This window comes from Nannocystis exedens, from assembly GCF_002343915.1.
Classification (GTDB): domain Bacteria; phylum Myxococcota_A; class Polyangia; order Nannocystales; family Nannocystaceae; genus Nannocystis; species Nannocystis exedens.
Map to the genome: position 1 here is coordinate 8094449 of NZ_NETK01000001.1, position 25266 is coordinate 8119714.

The 25266-nt window shown below is 73.1% G+C and carries 21 protein-coding genes and 1 pseudogene; 13 read left to right on the plus strand and 9 right to left on the minus strand.

Annotated features, from left to right (window positions below):
- The first annotated feature begins 277 nt into the window (after nt 1–277).
- The 4 genes from NAEX_RS31860 to NAEX_RS31875 all read left to right on the plus strand — a co-directional run bounded on the left by NAEX_RS31860 (nt 278) and on the right by NAEX_RS31875 (nt 2828).
- Nucleotides 278–661 carry a hypothetical protein gene (locus NAEX_RS31860; protein ID WP_211302508.1) on the plus strand — a complete coding sequence of 128 codons (384 nt, stop codon included), beginning with the start codon at nt 278–280 and terminating at the stop codon, nt 659–661.
- A complete protein-coding gene (locus NAEX_RS31865; protein ID WP_096331257.1) occupies nt 658–1371 on the plus strand; it encodes a ferritin-like domain-containing protein in 714 nt (237 codons plus the stop codon). Before NAEX_RS31860 ends, NAEX_RS31865 begins: the two co-directional genes overlap by 4 nt.
- Nucleotides 1372–1734: 363 nt before the next feature.
- A complete protein-coding gene (locus tag NAEX_RS31870) occupies nt 1735–2325 on the plus strand; it encodes a hypothetical protein (RefSeq protein ID WP_096331258.1) in 591 nt (196 codons plus the stop codon).
- Nucleotides 2313–2828: a hypothetical protein gene (locus tag NAEX_RS31875; protein WP_096331259.1), complete on the plus strand. Its 516-nt coding sequence runs from the start codon at nt 2313–2315 to the stop codon at nt 2826–2828. Before NAEX_RS31870 ends, NAEX_RS31875 begins: the two co-directional genes overlap by 13 nt.
- Before the next feature lie 82 nt (nt 2829–2910).
- Here the strand turns inward: NAEX_RS31875 and NAEX_RS53985 are convergent, their stop codons facing one another.
- Nucleotides 2911–3042 (minus strand): hypothetical protein, encoded by a 132-nt coding sequence (locus tag NAEX_RS53985; protein ID WP_256254043.1) that lies wholly within the window; start codon nt 3040–3042, stop codon nt 2911–2913.
- Between the two features lie 17 nt (nt 3043–3059).
- On the opposite strand from NAEX_RS53985, the gene NAEX_RS31880 reads away from it, so the two are divergent.
- The 3 genes from NAEX_RS31880 to NAEX_RS31890 all read left to right on the plus strand — a co-directional run bounded on the left by NAEX_RS31880 (nt 3060) and on the right by NAEX_RS31890 (nt 6474).
- Nucleotides 3060–3500, plus strand: coding sequence for a hypothetical protein (locus NAEX_RS31880; RefSeq protein WP_096331260.1), 441 nt, complete (start codon nt 3060–3062; stop codon nt 3498–3500).
- Nucleotides 3501–3750: 250 nt separating this feature from the next.
- Nucleotides 3751–4731 carry an SMP-30/gluconolactonase/LRE family protein gene (locus NAEX_RS31885; protein WP_100792929.1) on the plus strand — a complete coding sequence of 327 codons (981 nt, stop codon included), beginning with the start codon at nt 3751–3753 and terminating at the stop codon, nt 4729–4731.
- Between the two features lie 147 nt (nt 4732–4878).
- Complete coding sequence (locus tag NAEX_RS31890) at nt 4879–6474, plus strand: PAS domain-containing sensor histidine kinase (RefSeq protein ID WP_096331262.1); 1596 nt, start codon at nt 4879–4881, stop codon at nt 6472–6474.
- A gap of 67 nt (nt 6475–6541) precedes the next feature.
- Here NAEX_RS31890 and NAEX_RS31895 read toward each other — a convergent pair.
- Both NAEX_RS31895 and NAEX_RS31900 read right to left on the minus strand, forming a co-directional pair.
- A pseudogene (locus NAEX_RS31895) lies at nt 6542–6865 on the minus strand (redoxin domain-containing protein); the annotation flags it as partial.
- Between the two features lie 12 nt (nt 6866–6877).
- On the minus strand, nt 6878–7108 hold the full coding sequence (locus NAEX_RS31900) for a thioredoxin domain-containing protein (protein WP_096331264.1): 231 nt from the start codon (nt 7106–7108) through the stop codon (nt 6878–6880).
- A 64-nt stretch (nt 7109–7172) separates the two neighbouring features.
- Between NAEX_RS31900 and NAEX_RS31905 the strand changes: the two genes are divergently transcribed.
- Nucleotides 7173–9911 carry a serine/threonine-protein kinase gene (locus NAEX_RS31905; RefSeq protein WP_170136154.1) on the plus strand — a complete coding sequence of 913 codons (2739 nt, stop codon included), beginning with the start codon at nt 7173–7175 and terminating at the stop codon, nt 9909–9911.
- 499 nt (nt 9912–10410) lie between these two features.
- Here NAEX_RS31905 and NAEX_RS48570 read toward each other — a convergent pair whose 3' ends face one another.
- Nucleotides 10411–11367 carry a C13 family peptidase gene (locus tag NAEX_RS48570; RefSeq protein WP_143140507.1) on the minus strand — a complete coding sequence of 319 codons (957 nt, stop codon included), beginning with the start codon at nt 11365–11367 and terminating at the stop codon, nt 10411–10413.
- A gap of 166 nt (nt 11368–11533) precedes the next feature.
- On the opposite strand from NAEX_RS48570, the gene NAEX_RS31915 reads away from it, so the two are divergent.
- On the plus strand, nt 11534–12109 hold the full coding sequence (locus NAEX_RS31915; RefSeq protein ID WP_096331266.1) for a hypothetical protein: 576 nt from the start codon (nt 11534–11536) through the stop codon (nt 12107–12109).
- A 124-nt stretch (nt 12110–12233) separates the two neighbouring features.
- Nucleotides 12234–12914, plus strand: a complete 681-nt coding sequence (locus tag NAEX_RS31920) for a hypothetical protein (RefSeq protein WP_143140506.1) — start codon at nt 12234–12236, stop codon at nt 12912–12914.
- 110 nt (nt 12915–13024) lie between these two features.
- Here NAEX_RS31920 and NAEX_RS31925 read toward each other — a convergent pair whose 3' ends face one another.
- Nucleotides 13025–13639, minus strand: coding sequence for a superoxide dismutase (locus NAEX_RS31925; protein WP_096331268.1), 615 nt, complete (start codon nt 13637–13639; stop codon nt 13025–13027).
- Nucleotides 13640–13898: 259 nt separating this feature from the next.
- Here NAEX_RS31925 and rpmB point away from each other — a divergent pair, with 259 nt between their 5' ends.
- Both rpmB and NAEX_RS31935 read left to right on the plus strand, forming a co-directional pair.
- Complete coding sequence (gene rpmB / locus NAEX_RS31930; protein ID WP_096331269.1) at nt 13899–14135, plus strand: 50S ribosomal protein L28; 237 nt, start codon at nt 13899–13901, stop codon at nt 14133–14135.
- Nucleotides 14136–14213: 78 nt separating this feature from the next.
- The gene (locus NAEX_RS31935; RefSeq protein WP_096331270.1) at nt 14214–15431 is read left to right on the plus strand and encodes a serine/threonine-protein kinase; all 1218 of its coding nucleotides are present in this window, start codon (nt 14214–14216) and stop codon (nt 15429–15431) included.
- A 3-nt stretch (nt 15432–15434) separates the two neighbouring features.
- Here NAEX_RS31935 and NAEX_RS31940 read toward each other — a convergent pair whose 3' ends face one another.
- Nucleotides 15435–17660, minus strand: a complete 2226-nt coding sequence (locus NAEX_RS31940; RefSeq protein ID WP_096331271.1) for a CapA family protein — start codon at nt 17658–17660, stop codon at nt 15435–15437.
- A 183-nt stretch (nt 17661–17843) separates the two neighbouring features.
- Here NAEX_RS31940 and NAEX_RS31945 point away from each other — a divergent pair, with 183 nt between their 5' ends.
- Entirely contained in the window at nt 17844–18386 is a 543-nt protein-coding gene (locus tag NAEX_RS31945) for a hypothetical protein (RefSeq protein WP_096331272.1), read from the plus strand.
- 87 nt (nt 18387–18473) lie between these two features.
- Here NAEX_RS31945 and NAEX_RS53210 read toward each other — a convergent pair whose 3' ends face one another.
- From NAEX_RS53210 to NAEX_RS50990, 3 genes are all read right to left on the minus strand, one after another.
- Nucleotides 18474–23282 (minus strand): DNA topoisomerase 3, encoded by a 4809-nt coding sequence (locus tag NAEX_RS53210; protein WP_245913838.1) that lies wholly within the window; start codon nt 23280–23282, stop codon nt 18474–18476.
- Between the two features lie 192 nt (nt 23283–23474).
- Nucleotides 23475–24104 (minus strand): hypothetical protein, encoded by a 630-nt coding sequence (locus NAEX_RS31955; RefSeq protein ID WP_143825667.1) that lies wholly within the window; start codon nt 24102–24104, stop codon nt 23475–23477.
- A gap of 103 nt (nt 24105–24207) precedes the next feature.
- Entirely contained in the window at nt 24208–24798 is a 591-nt protein-coding gene (locus NAEX_RS50990) for an RNA polymerase sigma factor (protein WP_170136155.1), read from the minus strand.
- Nucleotides 24799–25266: the final 468 nt, after the last annotated feature.

The following is a 25266-nucleotide window of genomic DNA, read 5'->3' on the forward strand; positions in this document are numbered from 1 at the left end:
CCTCGGGAGCGCCCTCGATTCACGGTACCCCCGGGTGATCGGAGTCGTCCGCGCGGAGGTCGCGGCGCAGTCGCCCCTGTTCATCGCGCTCGCGCGACCGCAGCCGCGCGGCGCCTTCCCGGCAGCGTCGACGGCTGTGCGGGCGCGGGCGCGAACGAGCCGCGGCGCCGCGCCGAGAATGCAGGGAGGGGCGTGGCAACATTCCGGGGTCTGGCGACCTCGCCCTCGTGCGCCCGCGTCTCGTCCGCGAAACGATGTCGTGTGGTAGCGTCGCGGCGTGACCGATCGTCCGCGCCGTCGTGCTCGCCTTTCCTTTGCGGCTCTCGCCAGCCCCGTGGTGCTCACCGCGAGCTTCGGGTGCGGCGACAAGGGCACCACGTCGGGGAACGACCCGACGGCAGGTGTCTGTAACGTGGTCTGCGAGCCGGTCACGGACACGTTCGCAAGCACCGACCCGCCGAGCACCGGCGAGCCGCCGACGCTGACGACGAGCATCACCGAGCCGACGACGACCGACACGACGACGACGACCGAGGGGACGTCGACGACCGCGACGTCGACCGAGACAGGGACGACGACGACGACCGAGGCGGGGACGACGAGCGGCGCGACCACCGAGGGCTCGACGACCGGCGAGACCGGCGAGAGCACGGGGCCATGAGCGACGACCGCGAATCGGTTCACAGCCTGCCGACGGCTCGCGTCCTGCGCGAGTGGGCCACGCGCAGCGGCCTCGAGTACGGCTCGGGCGCGCTGGCGCATCACTTCACGTTGTGGCTCATGCAGCTCGGCGCCTCGCCCGACCTGCTGCGCGCCGGCCTCGACGTCGTCGAGGACGAGCTGCGCCACGCGGAGTCGTGCCGGGCCCTGCTGGCCGGCTTCGACGCCCCGCCGCTGCCGCTGCTCCGGCAGGAGACGCTGCAGCTGCCGCGGCGCGCCGACGTGCCGCTGGGGCGCGACGTGCTGCGCGCCTGCATCCAGTCGTTTTGCCTCGACGAGACGACCGCGGTGCGCATGTTCCAGGCCATGCGCCGCGGCTGCCGGGTCCCCGCGGTCCGCGAGCTGATCGACGAATTTTTGGCCGACGAGGTGCGGCACCGCGAGTTCGGGTGGGTCACGCTCGAGTGGCTGGTCCGCGGCCCGCTGGCGAGCGAGCTGCGGCCGCACGTCGAGGCCGAGTTCTCCGCGCTGGTGGCCGGCCGCCGCGACTACTTCGGCGACGCCGCGGCGATCGCCGCCGCGCCGCTGCCCCGGCCCGAGGAGCGCGCGTGGGGCCTCCTGGCCCGCGGGGACTACGTCGACGTGTTCGCTCAGACGGTCGAGCGCGACATCGTGCCGCGCCTCTCGCGGCTCGGCCTCGAGCTGCGCTGACGACCGCTGCGGCGACGGCTCGGGCTGTCCGATCGGACAGGCGCAAACGAGGACGCGCGGGCGACGGGTTCGCGCTGTCGTGGCGCGAGGATGAACGATCGGCGGCGGCGAGGCTCCCCGCGTGGGTCCGACGTACCCCGCGGAGGCTCCGATCGCGGCGGGCGCCGAACGTCCCGCGATCGCGGCGAGCGGCCCGTACGCGCGCTGCGGCGCCGGCATTGTCGACAGCGTGAGCGGGGAGATCGACGCTGCGCGTTACGAGCAGGCCGCCGGGGATTGGAGCAAGGAGGCGGTGCGTTGTCGGCTCGGGCCGACGTGGGCCGGATTGCACAATGGTGATACCGTCAACGACGCGCCCGAGGTGTGGGGTCCCGCGGGCAGATTTGCGAGGGCGGCTACCTGACGCAGGGCATCCCGGCGCAGGCGGGCGTGTGCCCCGAGGGCGGCGGCTGCTACGGCAGCGTGTCCGGTCAGGCGGTCTGCGTGCCGGCCGCGGGCGTCGACGCGGCCACGCCGGGGGTCGACCGGATCCAGACCCACGCGTGGGAGCAGGGCGCCATCTCGAGCCACCCGAAGCTGCGGGACAGCCCCGAACCGTACGTCACGCGCCCCGAGTACGACCCGGCCTCGCTCGGCCGGCCGATCGCGATCGCCCGCAGCGAGCGCCACTGGACCAATGACGGCGTGGCGATCTTCGCCGGCGGGGCGGTGGGCACCGCCGGCACCGCGACCTCGGGCTCGGTCGGCGCCTCTTATCAATTCCCGCCGCACCTCGTGCCGAGCGCGGTCACCATCACCAGCACCAACGAATTCGTGCTGGTCACGCTGTGGAACACCGAGGAGATCCGCGGCGAGCTGGCGGTGCTGTCGGTGCTGTCGGTGCGGGGCCGACCCCGACCGCGCCTTCGTGGTGGTACCACGGCCTGTTCAACGCCGGCGGCGTGCGCGAGCTGAAGTTCCTCGGCACCGTGCCGCTGCCGGCGGCGACCCCGACCTCGCTCGCCGCGGTCACCACCCACGGCTGGACCAACCCCGACGACGCCAACGGCAAGTCGACGCGCCGCGTCTCGTTCCCCGGGCCGCACAAGGACACGATGGTCGACACCTGCTTCACCAGCGAGGCGCAGATGTCCGATCCGAACAATCAGCAGTCGATCTCCGCCTTCGCCGAGGGCGGCTGGCTGCAGCACCTGGCCGCGCGCAAGGGCTACGCGCGGGTCGCCAGCCAGTGGGAGAACAAGGTCGTGTTCGTCGACCTGGCGCCGCTGCTGGACTACTTTCATTCGATGTACTTCGGCAGCGAGGCGAGCTGCGGCGAGACCTGTCGCAATTCGTGTGCGACAAGGCGCAGCCCGCCGGCCAGGTGCTGCCGCAGGCGCCGGCGGACGTGTGGCCCTACACCTTCGAGGTCGCGCCGGAGAGCGCGCGGCCGACGGTGGCCGCGGTGTTCGACGTGACCGCGCCGCGGGCGGTGCGGGTCGGCCTCGACAAGAGCCAGGCGATCTACGGCCCGACCGACGGCGTCGACGTGTGGAAGGCCTACGCCGCGGGCGACGACGGGGTGCTGCACGTGTCCACGCCCTGGCGGCTGATGGCGAGCTGGTTCGAGATCGCAAGGGCGAGCAGGCCACCGGCGAGCCGGCCCTGGTGGCGACCGGGCAGATCTGCCACCCCCGACGACGCTGGTGATGCACCGCGGGCTCGAGGGCGATCACTCGACCTTCCTCGACATCGTGCCGGAGAAGGTCGACGACAAGACGCAGGAGATCCGCGGCATGAACGACGGCGTGATCGTGATGTGCCGCGGCGAGCGGGCGCTCCAGCACGTGGTCGCGTGGAAGGACGAGGTGGAGGTCTACGAGGAGATCCGCGACAGCCGCATGAACGACCCGGTCGCGGTGTGGTGCTCGGACCGCGCCGACGTGCGCACCGTCGCCGACTTCGACGGCCAGAAGCTGCTCAGCTATCGGTTCGGCTGGGTCAAGATCGAGGACGGGCAGGAGGGCGGATGCGGGCCGCAGGGCGCCAGTTACGGCCCCGGCGAGGACGGCATGGGCGACCACGAGTTCGCCGGCGAACTGCAGGCCTCGGGTTTTCCGTTTCAGGTCAGCGTCGCCAACGTCAACTGAGGGCGGCTGCAATTGCGGCGCGAAAGCCGGCTCGCTACGCGGCGCCGGCCCGGGTGGTCCGCCGGGCTGCGACAGCACGGCACCGCGGCCCACCTCCTCGGTGCCGCCCGTCATGCGCTTGCTGATGTGTCGACATGGCAGCGGCGCCTACACCCGGTCGCGCCTCCCTGGATGCAGCGACTCGCTGTCTCATTATTGATAGTTGACGCCGCGCGCTCGCGGCCCGTAGGTTGGCCTGGGGGATAGGTCGATGGCGAAGACGATTGCGGGCGTGGTGGTTGCGGCGGTGTTGTGCGGCGCGGGCGAGGCGGCAGCGGCCGGGCCGTCGCTGGTGCGGGCGTTCGACCCGGCGCAGGGCGAGCTGCCGGAGTCGATCACGACCGACTGGGCCGGCAACCTCTACATGTCGATGGGCCCGGTGGTGAAGAAGCTGAAGCCGAACGGCCAGTTCACGACTCTGGCGACGCCGCCGGTGCCGGCGGGCACCTTCATGCTCGGGCTCAAGTTCGGCGAGGACGGCTGGCTCTACGCCGGCAGCGGCTCGTTCGCGCCCGAGCCGTCGGCCGCGTTCGTGTGGCGGATCAACCCGGTCACCGGCCACACCACCGAGTACGCCGCGCTCGATCCGCTCGGCTTCCCCAACGACCTCGCGTTCGACGATCGCGGCGACCTCTACGTCACCGACCCATTCCTCGGCCTGATCTGGAAGATCGACGACGACGGCGACGCCGAGGTGTGGCTCGCCGATCCTTCGCTCGAGGGCGACACGGTGACGCCGTTCTTGCCGTTCCACAGCTTCGGCGCCGACGGCATCGCGTTCGACCGGTGGAAGCGCAACCTCTACGTCGGCAACCTCGATTACGGCACGATCGTGCGGATCCCGATCGAGTGCGACGGCGAGCCGGGCGAGCCGGAGGTCTGGGTCGACGACTACGACAAGCTCGCCGGCGCCGACGGCATCGCCTTCGACGCCGACGGCGATCTCTACGTCGCGGTCAACGGGCAGGACCGGCTGGTGCGCGTCGACGACGACGGCGACGTCCACGTGCTGGCCCAGGGCGGCCTGCTCGACGCGCCGTCGAGCGTGGTGTTCGGGCAGACCTTGCTGACGAAGAAGAAGCTCTACGTCACCAGCTTCGCCATCAATCGCTACCTCGGCGTGGTGCCGGGCACGCCGAAGCCGGCGTTGCTCTCGTTGTCGGTGCCGGACTGGGGCCTCGCGCTGCCCTGACGCGGCGGCGGGCCGGCGGTCTGCAGAGCGAGCGCTGCCGCGGCGGCGCGGACGAGCGTACGCGCGATTGCATCTGCACGGCGGGAGGCGCGCGAAGCAGCGGCTGACGCGTCCTGACCGCCGTTCCGGGTGTTATTATCACGAGAGATGACCGCGAGGTCGGGACCTTCGGGGCAGCTTGGCAGCGCGCACGTCGGCTTCGGGGGTCCCGACGTGGCGGCGCTGTGGAACGCCGCCGAGCTGCTGCTGGCGCGGGTGCGGCTGGCGCCGCGGCTGCAGATCGAGGAGCTGGCCGGCGCCGTGCGCGAGCTGTCGGGGCGCGACCCGGAGGAGCTGTTCGCCGACCCCGCGGGCCTGCGCGCGCTGATCCACGACGACGACCTCGAGCGCTACGACGACGCGATCGCGGGCGCGTCGCCCTGCACGTCGATGTTCCGCTGGCGGCCGCCGCAGGCGCCGGTCCGCTGGACCGAGCACACGATCGTGCCGTGGCTCGACGAGCACGCGCGCCCGGTCGGCTTCCTCTGCCTCGTCCGCGCCGTGCGCAGCGCCTCCTCGGTGGAGCTCAAGCGCGACGACTCGTACTTCCACACCCTGCTGCAGACCATCAACGACGGCATCCTCGTCAACGACCCCGACGGCGCGATCGACTTCGTCAACTCGCGGCTCGCGGCCATGCTGGCGACCACGCCCGAGGCGATGATCGGCCGCCGGATCTTCGACTACATGGACGACGAGAGCGCCGCCGCGGCGCGGGCCAACCTGAAGCGCAGGCGGCAGGGCGCCGAGGACCAGTTCGACTTCCGCTTCCGCCGCGAGGACGGCGCCGACTTCTGGGCCATCGTCTCGGCCAAGCCGCTGTTCGGCCCGAACGGCGAGCACCGCGGCTCGCTGGTGGCGATCACCGACATCACCGCGCGCCGGCGGGTCGAGGAGGACCTACGGCGCGCCCGCGACGAGCTCGAGGTCCGCGTCGCCGAGCGCACCGAGCAGCTCACGCTCGAGGTGCAGGAGCGGCGGCGGGCCGAGACGCTGGCGCTCGAGGCCAGCCGGACCAAGAGCATCTTCCTCGCCAACATGAGCCACGAGCTGCGGACCCCGCTCAACGCGATCATCGGCTACACCGAGCTGCTGGCCGAGGAGCGCGACGCCGAGGACGAGCTGCAGCGCGACCTCGGGCGGATCCACGGCGCCGCCACCCACCTGCTCGAGCTCATCAACAACATCCTCGACCTGTCGAAGATCGAGGCGGCCAAGATGGAGGTCACGCGCGAGCGCTGCGTGATCGGCCCGCTGCTCGACGACCTGCAGAGCACCGTGCTGCCGGCGGCGGTCAAGAACGGCAACCACATCCAGGTGCTGTGCGACGAGCCGCAGCGGGTGATCGTCATCGACCGCACCAAGTTGAAGCAGATCCTGCTCAACCTGCTCGGCAACGCGGTCAAGTTCACCCGCCGCGGGTGGATCGAGCTGCGCGTGTCGTTCGAGCGCGAGGACGACGTCGACTTCCTCGTCGCGGTGGTGTCCGACACCGGGCCAGGGATCCCGGCGCACAAGATCGGCAGCCTGTTCAGCGCCTTCCAGCAGGCCGACGGCTCGATCGCCCGCAAGTTCGGCGGCACCGGCCTCGGCCTGGCGATCTGCCGCGAGCTGTGTCACCTGCTCGGCGGCGACATCCAGGTCAAGAGCGAGGCGGGCGAGGGCACGACCTTCACGGTGCGCCTGCCGCTGCTGCCGATGTGATCGGCTGCCCACATTCGCGAATGTGAGAAGCTCCCGGCGCCTCGCGCGAAGGCGGCCGCGGTTGTCGTCAGCGCGCCAGCGTGCGCGCCACGTCGAGCACGCGGTCGACCCGCGGCCGCTTGTAGAACCGCTCGCCGTCGTCCTCGAAGAACACCGGCTTGAAGTCCCGGTCGAGGATGAAGGTGCCGGCGAGGCCGACGCCGTTGCCGAAGTCCCAGCGCGACCACGCCTTGAGCATCACGCCCTCGGGGTCGCTGAGGATCGGGAACGTGAGGTGCTGGCGCTCGATCATGATCTTCGCGCCCTCGAGGTCGTCGGCGGACACCGCCGCGACGTTCACGCCGAGGGCCTGGAGCTGCGGCAACACTTCCTGCAGCTTCCCGAGCTGCGCCCTGCAGAAGGGTCACCAGTGGCCGCGATACGTGACCAGGACCAGCCCGTGGGGGCCGGCGAGATCCGCCAGCCCGCGCGGGGTCCCGGTGCTGTCGGGGACGCGGAAGTCCGGGGCCACCGCGAACGGCGGGGGCGCCTCGGCGCGGCTGGGCGCGACCGGACCGCCGCGCTGACCCGCGCAGGCCGCGATCCCGATGGCGAGGTGAGCGGCGAGCGCGAAGACGCGAGCAGGGCGGGGCATCGCTGCCAAGCTATCCGGGCCGATGAGGCCGCCGCAAGGGCCGTGGTACGATGCCCCCAGACTCGTGTCTTCTCCCGCCGATCTGACGCTGGACACGCCGCTGACGCCGGTCCTGTCGCACGCGAGCCCGCCGCCCGAAGCGGGGACGCCGCTGACGCCGCCGGTCGACGGCGAGCCGGCCAACGACTGCTCGGCCGACTTGGAGCCGCTGCCGAGCCGGATCGGCCGCTTCAACGTGCTCAAGCGGCTCGGCTCCGGCGGCATGGGCGTCGTCTACGTCGCCTACGACCGCGACCTCGACCGCAAGGTCGCGCTCAAGGTGCTGCGGACCGCCGCCGTCAGCCGCAGCAAGCGCGACAAGGCGCGCCACCGGCTGATGCGCGAGGCGCAGGCGATGGCGCAGCTGTCGCACCCGAACGTGATCGCGATCTTCGACGTCGGCTCGATCGAGGACGAGATCTTCTTCGCGATGGAGTTCGTCAAGGGCGTGACCCTGACGAAGTGGTTGCGCTCGGCGGAGGGCCCCAACGGGCCGCGGCGGCGCGGGTGGAAGGAGGTGCTGCTGGTGTTCATGCAGGCCGGCCGCGGGCTGGCGGCGGCGCACAAGGCCGGCATCATCCACCGCGACTTCAAGCCCGACAACGTGCTGATCGACGCCGAGGGCCGCGTGCGCGTCGGCGACTTCGGGCTCGCCCGCGCCGGCCACGGCCTCGGTCCGTTGGCCCGGCCCGACACCTACACCGAGGTGATCAAGGCGATGGCCGAGAAGAGCCTGCTCGACATGCGGATCACCCGCACGGGCGGCATGACCGGTACGCCGGCGTACATGGCCCCCGAGCAGTACCTCGGCCAGGCCACCGACGCGCGCACCGACCAGTTCAGCTTCTGCGTCGCCCTGTACGAGGGCCTCTACGGCCAGCGCCCGTTCGTCGGCGACCGCGTGCCGGTGGTCCGCGAGGCCGTGCTCGCCGGCCGCGTGCAGGAGGTCCCGAAGGACACCGACGTCCCGGCCTGGCTGCACCGCATCGTCCTGCGCGGCCTCAGCGTCCGCCCCGCCGACCGCTTCAAGTCGATGGACGAGCTGCTCGACCACCTCAACGAGACGCCGCGGCCGCGGGGCATCGGCCGCCGCCTCGCGCTCGCGGCCGGGCTCGCGGTCGCCTTCGCCGGGGCCGCCTTCGCCGTCTACGACGTGGTCGCCGCCCGCTCCGAGAAACCTGTCCTTTCGGGCATGTGCAAGGTGCCCGACCTCGGGTGGGACGAGGCCCGCCGGGCCGCGCTCGGCCGCGCCCTGACCGAGCGGCCGGGCGGGGCGGTGTTCACCGGGCCGACCCTGGCCGAGCTCGACCACCACGCCCAAGAACTTCGAGACATGTACCAGGAGACATGTCGCAACGCGCAGGCCGAGAGCGAGGGCGGGGACGCGGCGGCGCGCCGGCGGGCCTGCCTCGAGCGCCGGCGCAGCGCCTTCGCCGGGCTGGCGCGCGCGCTGTCCGAGGCCTCGGGCCCGGGGCTCGACCGCGCCGGCACGGCGCTCGACGCCCTGCCGGCCCCGCGCGACTGCGACGACCCGCGGCGGCTGGCGGCGGTGGTGCCGGTGCCGGAGGACGACGACCAGCGGGCCCAGGTCGAGCGCCTGCGGGCCGAGTTCGACTACGCGGCCGCGGTGCTGGCGCTGGGCGACGCCCCGCGGGCGTGGGACATCGCCCGCGCGCTGGCGACCGACGACGAGACGTGGCTGCCGGCCCGGGCCGAGGCGCTGTACGGGCGGGCGGCGATCGAGCGGGCGCTGGGGCGGGCCGAGTCGGCGGCGCGCGGTCTGGCGGACGCGCTGTGGGCGGCCGAGGCGAGCCGCCATGACGAGGTCGCGGCCGACGCCTTGACGCTGCAGTTCGCGGTCGAGTGCGAGGACCTGGGCCGCCGCGGCGAGGCGCGCCGGCTGTGGCCGCGCCTGTCGGCCGCGCTGCAGCGGCTCGGCGACGACGGCCGCCGCGAGGCCAGCGCCCGCGGCCGCTACGGCCGGGCCCTGCTGCAGGAGGGCGACGTCGAGACCGCGCGCGTCGAGTTGACGGCGGCGCTGCGCCGCGGCGAGGAGACCCTCGGCCGCGAGCACCCGCGGCTGCTCCCGATCTTGCTCGACCTGGCGACCGCGTGTCAGCGCGGCGGTCGCGACCGCGAGGCGAGCGGCCACGTCGCCCGCGCCGACGCGCTGGCCGCGACCCGCCTGCCGCCCGAGCACCCCGACCGCGCCCGCGTCCACGTGGTCGCCGGCGACCTCGCGCGCGCCCGCAGCGACACCGCGGCCGCGCGCCAGCGCTACGACGACGCCCTGGCCATCTACACCAAGATCTACGGACAGGACCATCCGGACATGTCCCTCGCGCTGGTCGGCCGCGGGCTGGCGGCCGCCGCCGATCACCGGTGGGCCGACGCCGCCGGCGACCTGCGGCGCGCGCTCGCGGCCTGGGAGCACGTCCTCGGCCCCGAGCACCCGCGCCTGGTCGAGCCGCTGACGTGGCTGTGCGCCGTCGACTCGGCCCTCGGCGAGCACGCCGCGGCCCAGGGCGCCTGCGCCCGCGCGCTGGCCCTGGCGACCCGCGCCGCCGTGCCGGCCCAGGTCGCGCTGGCCCGCTTCGCCCTCGCCAAGGCCCGCGCCGCCGCCGACCTGGCCGCCGGCGAGACGGGCCCCGAGAGCCGGGCGCAGACGGTCGCGCTGGCGCGCCAGGCCCTCGGCGAGGCCTCCGCCGGCGGCGAGACGGCCCTGGCGGCCGCGATCTCGGCCTGGATCGCCGGCCAGGGCTGATTTTTTACGAAGGGGCATGTCCAAAGGGACCTGTTGATGAGGGCATGTCTTGAAGGGCATGTCCCGAGCGACGCCACGCCGCGGGCGCGGGGCGGTTGGCGAGGACAGCGCTTCGGGCGGGCAGGCGCGGCCTCGGCCTGGGCTTCTCCACGGCCCGGAGGCCGTGCCGTCGATCGGTCTCCGAGGACATGTCCCCGGTGCCGTTGCGGCGCCGGCGCGAGGCTCGACGGGGCCGCTCCCGGGCCTGGTCCTGCGACATGCCTCCGAGGACATGTCCCGCGCGCCACGGCCGCGCCGTCGAGGCGCGTGCTCCGGCGCGGCGCTGCGACATGTCTTCGAGGACATGTCCGCGCGCCGCGGCCGCGCCGTCGAGGCGCGTGCTCGGGCGCGGCGCTGCGACATGTCTTCGAGGACATGTCCGCGCGCCGCGGCCGCGCCGTCGAGGCGCGTGCTCGGGCGCGGCGCTGCGACATGTCTCCGAGGACGTGTCCGCGCGCCGCTACGGCGCCGGCGCGGGCCGGCTGTCGAGGTACACCGGCAGCGAAGGCGTCGCGCCCTGGGCGGCCTCGGCGGCGGCGACCTGGGCCTGGAGCTGCTGGTAGAGGGCCGGCCAGTCGAGCGCGGGCAGGGCGGACGGGGTGGTCAGGCGGTCGGCGAGCAGGCCGATGTAGATCGCGCCGAAGGTCGTCATGTCGGGGCCGGGGTCGCAGCCGAAGCTGGTGCGGTCGTGGCGGGCCGCGGCGAGGCCGACGAGGCCCGGCACCTCGGCCAGGGCGGGGGCGAAGCCGCCGGCGTGGCAGGCCTGCAGCACCACCACCTTCGGCGTCGCGGCCGGGAACGCCTGCAGCGCGCGCGCCAGCATCGCCGGGGAGAACACCAGGTCGTCGGCGGGCGCCCCGGCGCGGCGGGCCGCCATCAGGAACGCCGGGTGGAACCCGCGGCCCGGCCCGGCCGCGAGCTGCAGCGCGTACTGGTCGAGCATCGCCGTATCTGGCGCTTCAAGCAGGTCCTTCGGGACATCCGGGGGCAGCAGCGAGCTCAGCCCGTGGGTCGTGACGTACAGGTAGAGGAACGGCGGCCGGCGGGCGGCCGCGCGGGCCAGGTGCTCGCGCACCACCGCGGTCGCCGCCGGGTAACAGTCGGCCAGCTCGGCGGCCAGGCGGCGGTACTGCGCGCGGTCGCGGCGGAACGCCTCGCGCGTGGGCTTCGCCCAGTAGCACACGATCTCGTCGGCAGGCACGCCACGGGTGCGCAACAACTCGCGCTGCGCAGCGACCTCGGCGGCGAAGTTGGCGACGTCGGACCCGCCCGCGACCAGGAACACGTGCGCGCGCTCGGGCAGCGGCGCTGTGCTGTACGGCACTGCCGCGACGAAGCGCGTGTACGCGAGCGGCGCGCCGCAGCCCGCGAGCGCGAGCGCGAGCCCGATCGCCGTGGTTGCGCGCAGGAGGCTCACGACGGCGAGGCTAGCACGGGGCGCTCGCGGGCTCTCCGCATCCGCCTGTCACGAAGAGCCTGTCTTGAAGGCCAGCTGTTTCGGGGCCGGCCCTGGGGCTTTCGCGCCCCATCCGCGATTGGACGCTTGATCGCAGCAGTGATGAAATGGTATCGATTGTTGCGCTATGAACAGTGTTTCCATCCCCTGGATTGCGAGCGCCCGCAAGGCGTCGTTCGCCGCGCTGATCCTCGTCGCTGCTGCGTGCGACAACGGCGGCGGCGGCTCGGCCTCGGACACCGACGACACGACCACGGACGCCACCAACGCGACCACCAACAACACCGACCAGCCGACGTCGACGGACGCGACCGACACCACCGACGGCACGACGACGGAGGACACCGGGACGCCGACGACCGGCGCGGGCGCGGTCGACTACGAGGCCGACATTCAGCCGATCTGGGACGGCAACTGCACGACGGGCTGTCACGTCGCCGGCGGCTCGGCCTCGGGCTGGTTCGTGATCACGCCGGGCGACTCGCACGGCGCGCTGGTCGGCAAGCAGTCGCTCGAGCTCGCGTCGATGCAGCTCATCGCGCCGATGGATCGCGACAACAGCTACCTGTGGCACAAGATCAACAACACGCACGTCGAGGTCGGCGGCAACGGCACTGCCATGCCGCCGCCGCCCGCGGCGATGCTGAGCAGCGGCGACCTCGAGAAGATCGGCGCGTGGATCGACGCCGGCGCGCCCGAGTGATGATGGGTGCGTGCGACCTCATGCGTCGCAAATGAAGTGGCCCGCCGCCGCGCTCGGGACGACCCCGAGCGAGCGGCGGTGCGCGCGTCGGGACGCTGCGGTCTTGTGATAGTGTCCCGCCGCCATGTACGCCTCGATTCGATTGATCTTCACGTGCTCCCTGTTCGCCTTGCCGCTCGTCGCGTGTGGCGACGACGGCAACGCGACCGACGCCAACGCCACGCCGGGCACCACGGCGGACGACACGACCACAGGGACCGCGACCGACACGCCCGGCACGACCACCGGCACGGACGCGACCACCGAGCCCACCACCGGTGAGCCGACGACGACGACGACCGCGACCGAGACGGCGACCTCGCCCGGCACGACCACCGACGAGCCCGGGACCACGACCGACGAGCCCGGGACCACGACCGACGAGCCCGGCACCTCGACCGAGCCGGAGACCACGACCACCACGACCACCACGGGCGACGGCCTCAGCTGGGAGACCGACGTGTTCCCCGCGGCCATCGAGGGCAACTGCGGCTGCCATCAGCAGGGCTCCGGCGGCCTGACGATCACCGGCGCGCAGGACTCGTACCAGAACCTGGTCGACGTCGACTCGACCCAGGCCGCCGGCTTCAAGCGCGTCGTCCCCGGCGACTCGGCCAACTCGTACTTCCTGGCCAAGCTCAAGGGCACGAGCGGCGAGGCGCCGTTCAACGGCAACGCCGCGCAGATGCCGAAGGGCGGCGCGCCGCTGTCGGACGACCTGATCGCGCTGGTCGAGCAGTGGATCGACGAGGGCGCCGCGCCCTGAGCCCGGCCCGCGCTCGTTGAAGGCGAAGGGCATGTCCGAACGGACATGCCCTTTTCTGCTGGGTCTTGGAGACATGCCCCGAGGGACATGGCTCCGGAGGCCTTCACCGATCAGGCGAGGCGCTTCGCGACCACGTCCCAGTCGACGTTGGCGAAGAAGTCCTCGATGTAGGCGGCGCGCTCGGGCGGCAGCGGCTTGCGGTAGACGGCGAAGGCGTGCTCCCACACGTCGAGCGCGAGCAGCAGGCGGCCGCTGGCCGGGTGGCCGTCCTGGTGGTCCTCGACCCAGTGGTTCCAGATCTGCCCGTTGTTCGGGTCGAGGTAGGTCAGGGCCCAGCCGACGCCCGGCATCTTGGCGACGCCGGCGAGATCGGCCCTCCACGCCTCGATGCTGCCGAACTGCGCGGTGACCGCCTTGGCGAACGGGTTGTCCGCGCGCAGCTCGCCGGCCTTCGGGGTCAGGCCGTCGAAGTAGTACTCGTGGAGGCGCATGCCGTTCCACTCCCAGCCGAGCCGGCGCTTGAGCTCCTGGAAGCTGGAGTCGCCGGTCTTGCCCTCGTTGCTCAGGCCCGCGGTCTTGGCGAACAGGGCGTTGGTGCGGTTGACGTAACCGCCGTAGAGCTTGAGGTGGACCTCGATCTGCTCGTCGGTGATCCCGACGAGCCCCCTGAGGTGCGAATAATCCTTCGCCTTGTACTCGGCGGGCGCGTACTTGGAATCGCTCATCGGTCGCTCTCCTTGGCGGCCGGGAAGGTAGCACCGGTCGCGAACACGAGCGCTAGCGCACAGGGCGGGCCCGGCGCGCAGGGGCGGCATCCGGGCTTCCAGGGCATTCGGGCGTCCGATGGGCGGCGGCGGCCGGGCCGGGCCCACGAAGATCGCGGGAGCGCCGCACCTCGGGGGCGGCCGCGACGGCGGGCTCTCGCTTGACACCCCCGGGAACCCGCGGCTACCTTCCCGGCCCTCCAAAGCAAGGCCGCTCGCTATGTCGCAAGTCTGTCAGGTCACCGGGAAGCGCCCTCAGGGCGGCATGAACGTGTCGCATTCGCACATCCGCACGCACAAGCGGAACATCCCCAACCTGCACCGCAAGCGCTTCTTCGTGCCGAGCGAGGACCGCTGGGTCACCCTCCGGGTCAGCGCTCACGGCCTGCGCGTGATCGACAAGCGGGGCATCGAGTCCGTGCTCGCGGAGATCCGCGCCCGCGGCGAGAAGATCTGAGCCGGAAGAGCAGGCGACGAGATCGCCGCCCGCTCACGCGTCCGCCCGCCGGAGCCGCGATGTAAGAAGGAAGCGCGCATGGTCGAGATCCTCGTCCCGCTCTTCTTCTTCGTCACCGTGCTCGGCGTGTTGCTCGGCCCGAAGTACCTCCGCTTCAAGCACGAGCAGCGGATGAAGGAGCTCGAGGCCGGGGCCGGTGAAGCCGGCCAGCTCAAGGCCCTGATGGAAGAGCGCAAGGCGCTGCTCGCGGAGCGAAAGGCCCTCGAGCAGCGCGTGCAGTCGCTCGAGACCATCGTCTGCAACGTCGACTTCGAGCTCAACGCCAAGCTGCAGCGGCTCGCGGTCGCGACCCAGAGCATCGCCGCTCTCGGGCCGGCGCCGGCCCAGCGGGCGGCGATCTCGGCCGCGACCGGCGAGGCCGAGAGCCTGATCGCCGGCCAGGTCCGGCCCGGCCAGCGCGTCGCCAACCGCTTCGTCGTCGCCCGCCTGCTCGGCGCCGGCGGCATGGGTGCCGTCTACCTCGCGCGCGACGAGCAGCTCGGCGAGGAGGTCGCGCTCAAGGTGGTCGCCGGCCTCGGCCTGCTCGACCCCGGCGCCGCCGATCGCCTGCGCCGCGAGGCCAGCACGGCCAGGCGGATCTCCCACCCCAACGTCGTGCGCTTGCACGACATCGGCGAGGAGAACGGCCTCTTGTTCCTGTCGATGGAGTACGTGGCCGGCGAGAGCCTCGCGGCTCGGCTCAAGCGGCTCGGGGCGATCCCCGCGGCGCAGCTGCGGCCGATCGCCGAGCAGCTGTGCGACGGCCTCGCCGCCGCGCACGCCGCCGGCGTCATCCACCGCGACCTCAAGCCGGCCAACGTGCTGCTCGCCGGCGATCGCACGGTCAAGATCATCGACTTCGGGATCGCCCGCCCGCTGACCGAGGCCGGCATGACGGCGACCAACATGGTCGTCGGGACCCCCGAGTACATGGCGCCCGAGCAGGTCCGCGGCGGCCACGTCGACGCCCGCACCGACATCTACGCGCTCGGGGCGATGCTCTACCACGCGCTGACCGGCCGGCCGCCGTTCGCCGCGCCGTCGCCGATCGCGCTCGGCCTGGCCCACTGCCAGGATCCGGTGCCGGCGCCGCGGCTGCTCCGCCCCGACATCCCGGTCGAGTGGGAGGCGCTGATCCTCCGCGCGCTCGAGAAGGATCCGGCGCGCCGGTTCCAGACCGCGGGCGAGCTGCGCGAGGTGTTCCGCGCCAGCGAGGCGCCGACCTGGCACGCCCCGGCGCCGACCGTGCGCGTGTGAGCCTCAGCGGGCCACGTAGCGGCGGTGGGTGAACACCGCGTCCATGCGGGTGATGTTCGGCGCGACGTCGCGGAAGCGGACGAAGTCCCACTTGTTGGGGGTCGGGATCGCCTCGCCCGACGCGACCGTGCGCTCCCACTGGATCGCGCTGACGTCGTCGAGGAAGGCGACGCCGGCGCCGCGCGGCGGCCGATCTTGCCGAAAGGACAGGTGCATCCCGCGCGCGCCGGCCGGCGGGGTGACGGTGGCCGCGAAGCGGGCCCAGTCGTAGCTGCCGGCTTTCTGGGTGAACACGACCTGCTCGCCGAGCAGCGCGGCGTCGACGAAGAAGCGCACCCGCACGACCACCTCGCCGGCCGCCTCGCCGCGCAGGTAGCCGCGGATCGTGATCGGCTTGTCGCCGTCGATCGGGACGCGGCGGCGAGTGACGAGCGAGGTGGTCTCGTCGTCGTCGGCCGCGCGCCGCAGGGCCGCGGCGCGCACGCCGTGGCGGACGGTGCGGCCCTGGACGAAGGCCGCCGCGCGCTGCTCCCAGCCGAAGGCGTCGCCGACCTCGCCGTCGACGTCGAGGTCCTCGAAGTCGCCGTGGTCGAGGAGGTCGCGGCCGAGCACGATGTCGGCGGGGACGTCGGTGTCGACGCGGGCGAGGCTGTCGGCCGGGCCGCGGCGGGCGAACGTCACCGCGCCGCTGTCGCGGCCGAGCACGGCGAGGCGCACCGGCTCGCGCGTGTCGGCGAAGGCGTAGCGGCGCGGGTCGGCGAACGCGAGCACGCGGTGACGGGAGGGGAACACGACGGCGCCGCGCAGGCCGTCGCGTTCGCCGCGGCGAACGCCGCCGGGCAGGTTGGTCGAGAGGTGGGCGACGAGCCGGCCGACGCGGGCCAGCGCCTCGCCGGCCAGCAGCCGCGGCACGTAGCCGTCGAGCCGCACGGGGATCAGCTCGACCCGCTCGACCTCGTGGCCGCCGCCGCGCGCGTCGACGTCGACGACCGCGATCACCGACTCGACGGTGTCGTGGGTGGTCTGGTCGAACAGGAAGTTGCCGAGCGACATCAGCACGAACCGCCGCGCGTCGGGCCCCTCGGCCACGCCGACGCCCTGCAGCACGTGCGGGTGATGGGCGACCACCAGGCCGGCGCCGCCGGCGATCGCGTCGACGAACAGCGCCCGCATGTCGGCGGTCGGGTAGCGGCCGTACTCGGCGCCGCCGTGCAGCATCGGCACCGCGAACGCCTCACCGGCGTCGGCGAGGAACTCGCCGAGGTTCTCGGGCGAGGCGTACAGCGCCCCGCTCTTGGCCGGGTCCTCGGCGACGAGGTGATAGTCGGCGAGGTCGAGGCCGTCGAACCGCATCTGCGACAGCCCCAGCAGCGCGACGTCGACGTCGTGGAGCCGGCGGACGATCGCGGTGCGCCGGGCCTCGCGCTCGCTCATGCCCGCGCCGGTGCGGTCGAGCCCGGCGGCGGCGAGGAAGCCGAGCGTGTCGGCGACGCCGGGCGCGAGGAAGTCGAACACGTGGTTGTTGCCCGAGCTGACCGCGTCGACGCCGACGTTCACCAGACCCTGCACCGCGTCGGGGTGCGAGTGCAGGACGTAGGGCTTGTACGGGTGCGGCGTGTCGGGCCGATCGGTGACCACGCATTCGAGGTTGGCCACGGTGTAGTCGGCGGAGGCGAGGACGTCGCGGACGAATCGCAGCACCCGCTCGGCGTCGGCGGCGCGCGAGCCGGGGCGGATCAGGTCGCCGGGCTCGCCCTCGACGCCGTCCTCGTCGCCGTCGACGAAGCGGCGCCCGAACATGGTGTCGCCGACGAACATCAGCCGCACGCGCCACGGCCGGCGCGCGGTCATCTCGAGCTCGCCGACGTCGAGGGTGGCGAGCCGCGCCGGCCGCTGCAGGTCGATCGGGATCGATTCGCGGTAGTGCGAGCCGTGGGTGAGCCGCAGCAGCAGCGAGCGCCGCGGCAGGCCGGGCAGGAGGAAGCGTCCGTCGGGCCCGCTGACGACCCGGGGCGGTCGCCTGGTCGCCGCGAAGTCGACCGCCTCGACGGTGACGCCGACGAGCGGCCGCCCGTCGCGGTCGACGATCCGCCCGCGCAGCCGCAGCGCGCCGTCGGCCGCCGCGCTGAGCACCGGCTCGGGTGCGGCCCGCACCGACACGGTCGCGAGGGCGGTCGCACCGGCGAAAAGCAGCGGGCCGAGGCGTCGCGCGAGCAGCGAGTGGTCCATGGCGTTTTGTGAAGGATGGATCGCGGCGCCCACGCGACCAGTGAGCGACGGCGCGCGGTCAAGCCCCGGGTGTCACCATTGCCGGTGGAATGATGGGTGGCGCGAGTCCGCGCGCCCAGGTGGCGAGCACGGCGGCTGTCACCTTTTTCGTCGGCGCCCGTAAAGCGAGGCGACGGAGACAACATGCTGCGCACCACCATCGCCTCGCTCGCCCTGCTCCTCGGCACCCTCACCGGCTGCCAAACCGAACCCGACATCCAGGCCCGCGCGGCCGAGCTCGCCGATATGCCCGGCGTGGCGGTCAAGATCGCCGGCGCCGACCTCGACCACACCCAGGTCCATGCGATCGCCAAGCACCTCGAGGCCAAGGCCGTGGACACCGGGGCGGCGATGGTGCGGATGAAGAAGGACGATCAGGGCGGGTCGTCGCTCGAGATCGAGCTGTACGCGAAGTCGCTGCCCCCGGCCGAGGCGCTGACCGCCGACCTCAAGACGACCTTCCCGGCCCTTGCGGACGCGACGATCACGACCGCCCCCGCGGCGGGCCAGGTCGGCGACCTGCCGGCGATCGAGGTGAGCAAGGAGCTCTCGCCCGAGGAGGCGAAGCAGGAGATCCTCGACCAACTCCAGGCCGACGGCGTCGACGGCCACGTGGACGTGCAGATCCAGGACGGCGCCGACGGCCGTCGGATCGAGGTCAAGATCGAGAAGCAAGAGGTCCACTGATCACCGAATGTCGATAGCCGCGGCGGCGCCTCGGCCTCGCTTCCGCGGAGCGAGAAATGGAGGCAGTCGCGGCGCCTCGATCTCGCTTCAGTCGTCGTCACCGGCCGGCGCTCGCTCGCGCCGGCCGGTGCTCGTGCGCTTGGCGGTCTTGCGTTTCGCCGCCTTGCGCCCGGCTCCGGTCGGACGGCCGGGGCGCCGGCGCCGGGTCGCCGACCCGGCTTTCTTCGTCGGCGACTGCTTCGGCAGCATCAGCCCGGCGGCCGTCATGTCGTGCGATTTGCCGGCGGGCGTCAGCGTCGCGCGCTCGAACGGGATGACCTTGCCGCGCTTGGTGAACGAGGCCTCCTCGAGGGTCACGAGGCCCGCGGCGACCAGGCCGCCGAGCAAGTGCTCGAACGAGCGGCGATCGACGTCGCCGTCGGGAAAGGTGTCGCGGTGGAGCCGGCCGGTGGCCTGGCCGTCTTTTTGGGCCAGCGCGGCGAGGAGGCGCGACGCGTGGACCTGTTCGCTCGGGCTGGGGGCGCGGAACTCCTGGGCGATGCACCGATCGGGAGCACAGCCGTCGCAGATCCCGCAAGGCTCGCCGCGGTCCTCCTGGTCGCCGAAGTGGCGGACGAGCCGCACCATCCGGCAGCCGTGGCCCTCGGCGAAGCGGGCCATGCCCTCGAGCTGGACCTGCTTGTGCTCGCGCTGGGCGGCGTAGCCGGCCTTCCAGGTCGGCGCGCCCTTGCTGATCGCGTCCTCGCCGCTCTCGAGCGCGCCGCCGTGGATGACCAGCTTCTCGAGGGCGCGCTCGAACGCCTCGCGGCCGGCGCGGCTGCGTCTCTTGGTGAGGGCCGCGCGGTTCGTCGGCGTGTTCGGCAGCTTCTTGAAAATCTTCTCGAGCTCGAGCGGATCGGGGTAGTCGCGCTCGTGGAAGAATTCATGGGTCTTGCGATCGACGTAGGCGTGGAACAGCACCGCCCGCGCGGGCGCGCCGTCGCGGCCGGCGCGCCCGATCTCCTGATAATAGCCCTCGAGGCTGCCGGGCAGCGCCGCGTGGACGATCGTGCGCACGTCGGCCTTGTCGATGCCCATGCCGAACGCGGTGGTGGCGACGATGACTTCGCGCTGGCCGGCCAGGAAGGCCGCCTGGACGCGATCGCGGTCGTCGTTGCTCATGCCGGCGTGGTAGGCGGCGGCGAGCCGCGGACCGAGCGCGTCGGCCAGCTCCTCGGCGCTCTTGCGGGTGGCGGCGTAGACGATCGCGGGCCGGCGCGCGCGCTCGGACAAGAGCTCACAGATCGCCGCGGCGCGCTCGCCCGGGTTGCGGGCGATGACCTCGATGGCGATGTTGGTGCGGCGAAAGCCGTGGATGAAGCGTTTGGCGTCGCGCAGGCCGAGCTGGGCGACGATGTCGTCCTGGACGGTGGGCGTGGCGGTCGCGGTCAGGGCGATGATCGGCGCCGGGCGCAACGCGGGCAGCCGCTGGCCGAGCATGCGATAGTCCGGGCGAAAGTCGTGGCCCCATTGCGAGATGCAGTGGGCCTCGTCGACGGCGATCAACGCCGGGGTGCGCCGGGCGAGCATCTCCGGGAAGCCAGGCACCCGCAGGCGCTCGGGTGCGATGAACAGGAAGTCGAGCGCGCCGGCGAGGTAATCGAGGCACGCCTGGCGTGATTCGGCGCGGCTGCGGCCGGAGTGGATCCGCTCGGCGCGAAAGCCCTGGGCCGCGAGCCGGGTCGCTTGATCTTCCATCAGGGCGATGAGCGGGCTTATCACCAGAGTGGTGCCGCCGCGGGCGATGCCGGGTAACTGATAGCAGAGCGACTTGCCGGCCCCCGTCGGCATGACGAGCAGGAGATCGCGGCCGAGCGTGGCGGCGCGACAGACGGCCTCCTGGTAGGGGCGAAAGCCGGAGAAGCCGAACCGCGAGCGCAACAGGCCGAGCAGGTCGTCGCCCCGGGCGCGGGAAGCCGCGTCGAGCGGCTCGCTCGCAGCGATGCGCGGAGGCGCGGGGGCCCTCTCGATGCGGTCGCTCGCGGGTGGGCGGTGAGGCGAGGTCGCGGGTGCGGTCTCGAAGAGGTCGCGCGCGGAGCTGCGGCGAGGCGCGGGCGCCGAAGAGACTTCGGAGAGGTCGCTCGCCGTTCCGCGTCGAGGCGAGGCCGCAGGTGAGGCTTCATGGGGCTCACTCGCAGCGATGCGGCGAGGTGCGAGCGCGGGGGAGGTTTCGACGCGGTCGATCGTGGTTCCGCGGCGCAGAGGAGGCTCGTCTCGCTCGCTCTCGCCGAGAGGCCGAGACGCGAAGAGGTCGCCCGTGGTCCCGCGGCGAGGGGTCGTCGCGGAAGACGGCTCGGAGGGCGCGCTCGCTCGCGCGCGAGGCGGGGTGGTCGCGGGGACGGAAGCGAAGAGGTCGCCCGGGGTTTCGCGGCGAGGAGGGGGCGACGCCTGGATCGGCTCGCTCGCAGGGGGGCGTCGAGACGAGGTCGAGGCAGTGGAAGCGAAGAGGTCGCCTGGAACGCGGCGGGGAGGGAGCGTCGCGAACGATGCGCCGTCGGCCTCGCTCGCGGCGATGCGAGGGGCGGGCGAGAGGGAGCGAGAATCAAGGCCGTCGAGCGAGGTCCCGGGGCGCGACGCGGTCACGGAGGACGCCTCGGGCTCGTCGCTCGCAGCAATGCGGCGAGGCGGGCCCGCGGGCGCGGTCGTGAGGAGATCACGAGTGATTCTCCGGCGCGGCGCGGTCGTGGTGGAGGCAGCCATGGGATCGCTCGCCGCGGGGGGGCGAGACGCAGGCGCCGAAGGAGCCTCGGCCGCGTCGCTCGCAGCAATGCGGCGAGGCGGGCTCGCGGGCGCGGTCGCGAAGAGATCACCGCTGATTCTCCGGCGAGGCGCGGTCGTGGTGGAGGCAGCCATGGGATCGCTCGCCGGTCGGCGGTGAGACGCAGGCGCCGAAGGAGCCTCGCTCGGGCGCGCAGGGCGGGGGCGGGGCTCGTTCGCGCCGTCCGGGGGGCTCGGGAGCGGGCCGCCGGTGACGCGGGCGACGACGGTGGTGACGAACGATTCGATCGCCGCCATGAAGGTCGAAAGCTCGCCGTCGCCGCGCGACATTCGCTTGAGCTTGGCCTCCCACTCGCCGGTCATCGCCGGGCTCTTGACGTCGGGGTGGACGACCGAGATCAGATGAATGCCCTTGTCGGTGGCCGCGAGCGACTTGCCCTCGCGGACCGCGTATTCGCGGCGCAGCAGCGTCTCGATGATCTGGGCGCGGGTGGCCGGGGTGCCGAGGCCGAGGTCGCGCATCGCGTCCGACAGCTCCTTCTCCTCGAGCGTGCGGCCGGCCGTCTCCATCGCGGTGAGCAGGGTGGCCTCGGTGTGACGCGGCGGGGGGCGCGTCTGCTTGTCGACGGCCTTCGCGTCGAGCACCTGCTGCGGCTGGCCGCGGGCGAGGCCGGCGGGCAGCGCCTGATCGCCGGCGTCCGACTCGCTCGCGGCCTTGTCGGCCTTGCCGCGGGGTTTGGCGGCCGGCTTGCCGTGGCCGACCTCGAGCACCTTCCAGCCGGGCTGCTGGACCGCGGTGCCGCGGCTCTCGTAATGATCGACGATCGCGGGCTCGTCCGCGGAGGTGATCGTGGTGACCACGGTCGTCGCCGAATAGATGTAGTCGTCGTGCCACGCCGCGAGCAATCGGCGGCAGATCAGGTCGTAGATCTTCTGCTCGAGGGCGGTCAGCGTGGCCTCATTCGCCGACTTGGCGGTGGGCAGGATGGCGTGGTGATCGGTCACCCGGGGGTCGTCGACGAAGCGGCGGCCGAGGGGGCGCTTGCCGGTGCCGGGGGCGAGCAGGCCGGGATAGCGGCCGCTCACGGCCGCGGCGACGCCTTCGAGGGTCGCGGCGACGGCCGTCGAGAGGTGGCGGCTGTCGGTGCGCGGGTAGCTGATCAGCTTGTGCCGCTCGTACAGCGCCTGGGCGACGTCGAGGGTCTTCTGCGCGCTCATGCCGTACAGGCGATTGGCGTGGCGCTGCAGCTCGGTGAGGTCGTACAGCAGCGGGGGCGGGAGCTTGCGGGTCTCGGCCTTGATCGACGCGATCGCGGCCCGACCGGCGAGCGCCCGGGCGACGATCGCGGCTGCTTCGACCCCGTCGGCGGGGAGTCGCCTGCGCTTGGCCGGCTCGTCGTCGGTCTCGCCCGGGGCGGGCGGTCGGAACCACGTGCCCTCGTAGGCGCCCGGCCGCGGCGTCGCGTCGGTGATCGGCTGGAAGCGGGCCACGACCTCGCGGTAGTCCTCCGGCACGAAGTCGCGGATCGCCAGCTCGCGCTGGACGAGGATCGCCAGGGTCGGCGTCTGCACGCGGCCGACCGAGATGTCCCGATCGAGCACGAGGCTGTAGGCGCGGGACAGGTTCATGCCGACCAGCCAGTCGGCGCGGCTGCGGCCGCGGGCGGCGTCGGCGAGGTCGTCGAAGTCGGCGCCGCTGCGCAGGCGCGAGAAGCCGTCGAGGATCGCCTCGCGGGTCAGGGACGAGATCCACAGCCGGCTGACCGGCTTCGTGCAGCCGGCGGCCTCGTAGATGTAGCGAAAGATCAGCTCGCCCTCGCGGCCGGCATCGGTCGCGCACACGACCCGCGTGACCGCGCGATCGCTCAGGAGCCGGCGCACGACCTCGAACTGCGCCCGGGTGTCGGGGATGACGACCAGCGGAAACCGGGCCGGCAGCATCGGCAGGGTGTGCAGGCTCCAGCGCTTCCACGCGGGGTCGATCTCGTGCGGCTGGGCCAGCGCGACGAGGTGGCCGATGGCCCAGGTGACGACGTACCCGCCGCCCTCGAAGTAGTTCGCGCGCCGCCCCGTGACGCCGAGCGCGGCGGCGATGTCGCGGGCGACGGAGGGCTTCTCGGCGATGACGACGGTGGTCACGGACGGACGCGGCAGCCGGCGAGGAGCCGGGCGCGCGCGACCTTAGCACATCCGATCGGCGCGCCGCCGGGCGCCCGGGACGCGAGCGCCGGGGCGCGTCGCGCCCGGGGACGAACCGAAGGCCCCGGCGCGCGAGCCGGACGAGTCGCCGTCATACATGTCCTTTGAAACATGTTGTTTCGCCCGCGACGATCACGGCCCGGTGTGCTCGCCCTCGGCCTGGATGCGGATCTTGATCTCGCGGCGGCCGGCGCCGTCGTCGGAGATCTCGACCTCGGCGTCGCCGCGGAAACCGCGAGCCTCGAGGCGCTCGAGGATCTCGGCGCGCGCGGCCTCGGCGTCGTCCTTGTCGAGCAGCTCGAGGTCGAACCACTCGAGGCCGAGCCGGCCGCCGAGCGTGCCGTGGACCGTCTCGACCAGCGGCTCGATCCGGCAGCTCTCGGGCTGCAGCTCCGGCACGCCCTCGACCTCGGCCAGCAGCTCGTCGCCGACGAGGGCGGCGTCCTCGCCCCACAGGTCGATGCGGACGGTCGCCGGCCCGGTGTGCTCGGCGTGGACCCGCATCGTCACCTGATCGGCGCCGGCGCGCTGCTGCAGGCGGTCGGCCAGGCCGCGCAGACGATGGCCGGCCAGCAGGTCGTCGCCGCGGGTCTCGCACCAGACGGTCGCGCCGAAGCCACGATCGTAGTCGTAGGGCATGCGGCAGGCCGCGGCGACCGCGACCGCGGCCAGGCCGGTCGTCAGCGCCCAGCGGTGGCCGCGGACGAACCCGGCGAAGCCGGGCCGCGCGGGCGCGGGGTGGCGGCGGGCGAACCTGGCCATGAGGTCCTGTTCCAAGGACGGTGGCGGAACAGACATGTCCTCAAGAGCATGTCCTTCGGGAACGCCGGCGCGGTAGAGGCGCCGGAGCGCGGCGGGGAGGCGATCAGGCCAGGGCACTTTCGGCTCCTTTCTTGCTCGCGGCGGGGCGGAGGCGGGCGCGGAGGTCGCGGAGGACCCGCGACACGCGCTGCTTGACGGCGGCCTCCTGCAGGCCGAGGAGTTCGGCGATCTCGCGGTGGCGCAGGCCGTCGGCGAAGCGCAGGGCGAGGAGCTCGCGCGTGTCGGCCGGGAGCTCGCGCACCAGGGCGGCGAGCTGGTCGAGCTGTTCGCGCCGGAGGAGGCCGCCCTCGGGGCCGACGGCGTCGCTCGGCAGCAGGTCGAGCAGCTCGGGGGCGGCCGCGGGCCGTGACCGGCGCAGGTGGTCGATGACGGCGTTGCGGGCGAAGGTGAGCAGCCAGCCGCGCACGCTGCCGCGCTCGCGGTCGTAGTCGCCGAGCCGCTCGACGAAGGCGACGAACACCCGCGCGGTCAGGTCCTCGGCGTCGGCCCGGGCCGGCACGCGGCGGGCGACGAAGCGGACGACATCGGGGTAGAGGTCGCGGTACAGCGCGCGGAACGCCTCGCCGTCGCCGTCGCGGGCGCGGGCGAGGCGACGCGCGTGGAGCTCGTCGCGCAGCGGCCAGGGGAGCTGCATGTCTGTCGGCAGGGTACGGGCCGGCGCGAGAAAGGTGACAGGCGCGAAGTCACGAGCCGCGCGGCGGCCCGCGCGCGGTCGCCGATTGCGGAGCGGGATCGCGGCGCCCGTGGCCGCAGCGAGGGGGTCACCTTGGTGGTGGCGCCGAGGACGAGCGTGAGACGCGGCGACCGGGCTGTCGCGGGCGCGACGGTCCGCCTGTCGCGCGAGCCCGTGCGAAACCGGGGTCGGGGCCAGCGAACGCGGTTCATGAGGGCCATGTTCCGATGGACATGTGCTTTCGAGCATGTGAGTGGATTGCCCCCGGGACGCGAGCGACGAACAGCCGATCGACGCGTGCGGCGGGGACATCCCCGGGTGGGGCGAGCCACGATTGCGCACCGTGGACAGGCGGAGCCCGAGCGCAGGCCAACGCGCGAGGAGGGGGCCCGCGAGATCGTGGAGAATGTATGGAGCGCGGAGACGGTG